Annotated in this window: 6 protein-coding genes; all 6 read left to right on the top strand. The window is 37.9% G+C overall.

Annotated features, from left to right (window positions below; genetic code table 11):
- A partial coding sequence (locus VKY47_RS02680; RefSeq protein WP_324310140.1) for a 50S ribosomal protein L18 occupies window positions 1–105 on the top strand: 105 nt, incomplete at its 5' end.
- A 6-nt stretch (window positions 106–111) separates the two neighbouring features.
- On the top strand, window positions 112–636 hold the full coding sequence (rpsE, locus tag VKY47_RS02675) for a 30S ribosomal protein S5 (protein WP_324310138.1): 525 nt from the start codon (window positions 112–114) through the stop codon (window positions 634–636).
- Window positions 637–647: 11 nt separating this feature from the next.
- Window positions 648–827, top strand: coding sequence for a 50S ribosomal protein L30 (rpmD, locus tag VKY47_RS02670; RefSeq protein ID WP_324310137.1), 180 nt, complete (start codon window positions 648–650; stop codon window positions 825–827).
- Between the two features lie 10 nt (window positions 828–837).
- Entirely contained in the window at window positions 838–1290 is a 453-nt protein-coding gene (gene rplO / locus VKY47_RS02665) for a 50S ribosomal protein L15 (protein WP_324310136.1), read from the top strand.
- Window positions 1291–1304: 14 nt separating this feature from the next.
- A complete protein-coding gene (gene secY / locus VKY47_RS02660) occupies window positions 1305–2648 on the top strand; it encodes a preprotein translocase subunit SecY (protein WP_324310134.1) in 1344 nt (447 codons plus the stop codon).
- 7 nt (window positions 2649–2655) lie between these two features.
- A complete protein-coding gene (infA, locus tag VKY47_RS02655; protein WP_117879376.1) occupies window positions 2656–2871 on the top strand; it encodes a translation initiation factor IF-1 in 216 nt (71 codons plus the stop codon).
- Window positions 2872–2934: the final 63 nt, after the last annotated feature.

Below are 2934 nucleotides of genomic sequence, written 5' to 3'. Positions count from 1 at the left end.
AAATCAGGAATTGAAACCATATCATTCGATAGAGGTGGATATCTGTATCATGGAAGAGTTAAATCATTAGCAGACGGTGCAAGAGAAGCCGGCTTAAAATTCTAAAAAGTTATGTTTAAAAGTTATAAAAACGTAGAATTTGTGAAACCCAGCGGACTTGACCTTAAAGATCGTTTGGTAAGTGTAAACCGTGTAACCAAAGTTACAAAAGGAGGAAGAGCTTTTGGTTTTGCCGCTGTAGTAGTAGTAGGTGACGGAAATGGTGTTGTAGGACACGGATTAGGAAAATCTAAAGACGTATCTGAAGCAATTGCTAAGGCAGTAGAAGATGCAAAGAAAAACTTAGTACGTATTCCATTGCACAACGCAACTATCCCGCATGAGCAAAAAGGAAAGTTTTCAGGAGCAAGAGTTCTTTTAATGCCGGCATCAAAAGGTACCGGGGTTATCGCAGGTGGATCAGTACGTGCAGTATTGGAATCTGCGGGAGTTCAAAACATCTTGAGCAAATCACAAGGTTCATCAAACCCTCACAACGTGGTAAAAGCTACCTTCGACGCTTTGTTGAATATGCGTAGCGCAGCTACAATTGCAAAGCAAAGAGGAATTACATTAGAACAAGTGTTTAAATCTTAATTGTCAGCATTATGTCAAAAGTTAAAGTAAAACAAGTCAGAAGTAAGATTAATTGTCCTGAAAACCAAAAAAGAACTTTGGAAGCTTTGGGATTAAGAAAAATCGGACAAGTTGTTGAGCATGATGATACGCCGACAATCCAAGGAATGATAAATAAAGTTAAACATTTAGTTTCTGTAGAAACTAATTAAAATAACGAATATGAATTTAAGCAACTTAAAACCAGCTGAAGGTTCTGTACACAACCAAAATAAAAGAGTAGGACGTGGAGAAGGTTCCGGAAAAGGTGGTACCTCTACAAGAGGTCACAAAGGAGCCAAATCACGTTCAGGGTATTCCAAAAAACTTGGTTTCGAAGGTGGTCAAATGCCTTTACAACGTAGAGTACCAAAGTTCGGTTTCAATAATATTAACAGAGTAGAGTACGTAGGGATTAACCTTGATACACTGCAAACTTTAGTTGATAATGGTGTAGTTACAGACACCTTAGATATCGAAACACTAATTGATAACAGAATTACTTCCAAAAATAGCTTAGTAAAGATTTTAGGTAGAGGAGAGCTAAAAACTAAATTGAAAGTAACAGCTCATAAGTTTTCTGCTTCTGCAAAAGCAGCAATTGAAGCCGCAGGCGGTGAAGCAGTAACTATATAATATCTTTAAAACTTATGAAGAAGTTTTTTGAAACATTATCAAATATCTGGAGAATAGAAGAGCTAAAGAATAAAATTTTCTTTACACTCGGATTATTACTTGTGTACCGTTTTGGTGCACAAGTAACTTTGCCTGGTATTGATGCAACCAAATTACAAGGTCTATCAAGCCAAACCGAACAAGGATTAGGAGCGCTATTGGACGCATTTACAGGAGGAGCTTTCTCGCAAGCCTCTGTTTTTGCCTTAGGGATTATGCCCTATATATCCGCTTCCATTATTGTTCAATTGATGGGAATTGCAGTGCCTTACCTCCAAAAACTTCAGAATGATGGAGAAAGTGGACGAAAGAAAATGACCCAAATTACCAGATGGCTAACCATAGCCATTACCTTGGTGCAGGGGCCAGCATATATTTATAACTTATATGCTCAGTTACCACCCGACGCATTTTTGCTTGGATTTAACTCATTTTCATTCCTATTCTCTTCCGTGTTGATTTTGACAACAGGTACCGTATTCGCTATGTGGTTAGGGGAAAAAATTACTGATAAAGGAATCGGAAATGGTATATCGCTACTTATTATGGTAGGGATCATTGCCAGAATGCCTATCTCTTTTATTCAGGAAGTACAAACCAGAACTACAGGAGGAAGCGGTGGCGTAATGATGATTGTATTGGAAGTTATCATTTGGTTATTGTTAATTCTTGCTTGTGTTTATCTCACATTGGCGATACGAAGAATTCCGGTGCAATACGCAAGACGAAGCGCTTCCGGAACTTACGATGCATCATCAGTGTCTGGTAACAGACAATGGATACCACTCAAAGTAAACGCTTCTGGAGTGATGCCTATTATTTTTGCGCAAGCAATTATGTTCGTACCACCGGCGTTGGCAGGATTATCCTCCTCAGATACTGCACAGTACATTTCTAATACTTTTGGAAATATATTTGGCTTGGAGTATAACATCGTTTTTGCTTTGTTGATTATCGTTTTCACCTATTTTTACACAGCTATCACAGTACCAACAAATAAGATGGCTGACGACCTAAAGAGAAGTGGAGGCTTTATCCCAAGCATACGACCAGGTGCCGATACTGCTGAGTATTTAGACAGAATAATGTCTTTAATAACTTTCCCAGGATCATTGTTTTTAGCATTTGTTGCAATATTTCCGGCAATTGCCGTATCTTTGGGCGATGTTCAACAAGGGTGGGCAATGTTTTATGGAGGAACATCATTACTGATTATGGTAAGTGTCGCTATCGATACAATACAGCAAATAAATTCTTATTTGCTTAATAAACAGTACGATGGGTTAATGAAGTCAGGGAAAAACAGAAGGTCATTATAATTTATTTATGGCAAAACAACAAGCAATAGAACAAGACGGAACAATCATTGAGGCATTGTCCAATGCAATGTTCCGAGTAGAATTAGAAAACGGTCACATTGTAACTGCACACATATCCGGTAAAATGCGAATGCACTATATCAAGCTTTTACCAGGCGATAAAGTGAAGTTGGAAATGAGCCCTTACGATTTGACCAAAGCACGTATAACATATAGATATTAAAAAAGCAATAAGCTGTAAGTGGTTGGTAATAAGTTTACTTATACCTAAGCTTAAAGCTTAAGC

The organism is Xanthomarina sp., from assembly GCF_035306705.1.
Taxonomy (GTDB): domain Bacteria; phylum Bacteroidota; class Bacteroidia; order Flavobacteriales; family Flavobacteriaceae; genus Xanthomarina.
Note: the sequence above shows the minus strand (reverse complement) of the source record. Positions and strands in the feature narration are given on the sequence as shown.

Coding starts and splice junctions, on each gene's coding strand:
- rplO (WP_324310136.1), top strand. CDS start 838: ATGAATTTAAGCAACTTAAAACCAGCTGAAGGTTCTGTACACAACCAA.
- rpsE (WP_324310138.1), top strand. CDS start 112: ATGTTTAAAAGTTATAAAAACGTAGAATTTGTGAAACCCAGCGGACTT.
- secY (WP_324310134.1), top strand. CDS start 1,305: ATGAAGAAGTTTTTTGAAACATTATCAAATATCTGGAGAATAGAAGAG.
- infA (WP_117879376.1), top strand. CDS start 2,656: ATGGCAAAACAACAAGCAATAGAACAAGACGGAACAATCATTGAGGCA.
- rpmD (WP_324310137.1), top strand. CDS start 648: ATGTCAAAAGTTAAAGTAAAACAAGTCAGAAGTAAGATTAATTGTCCT.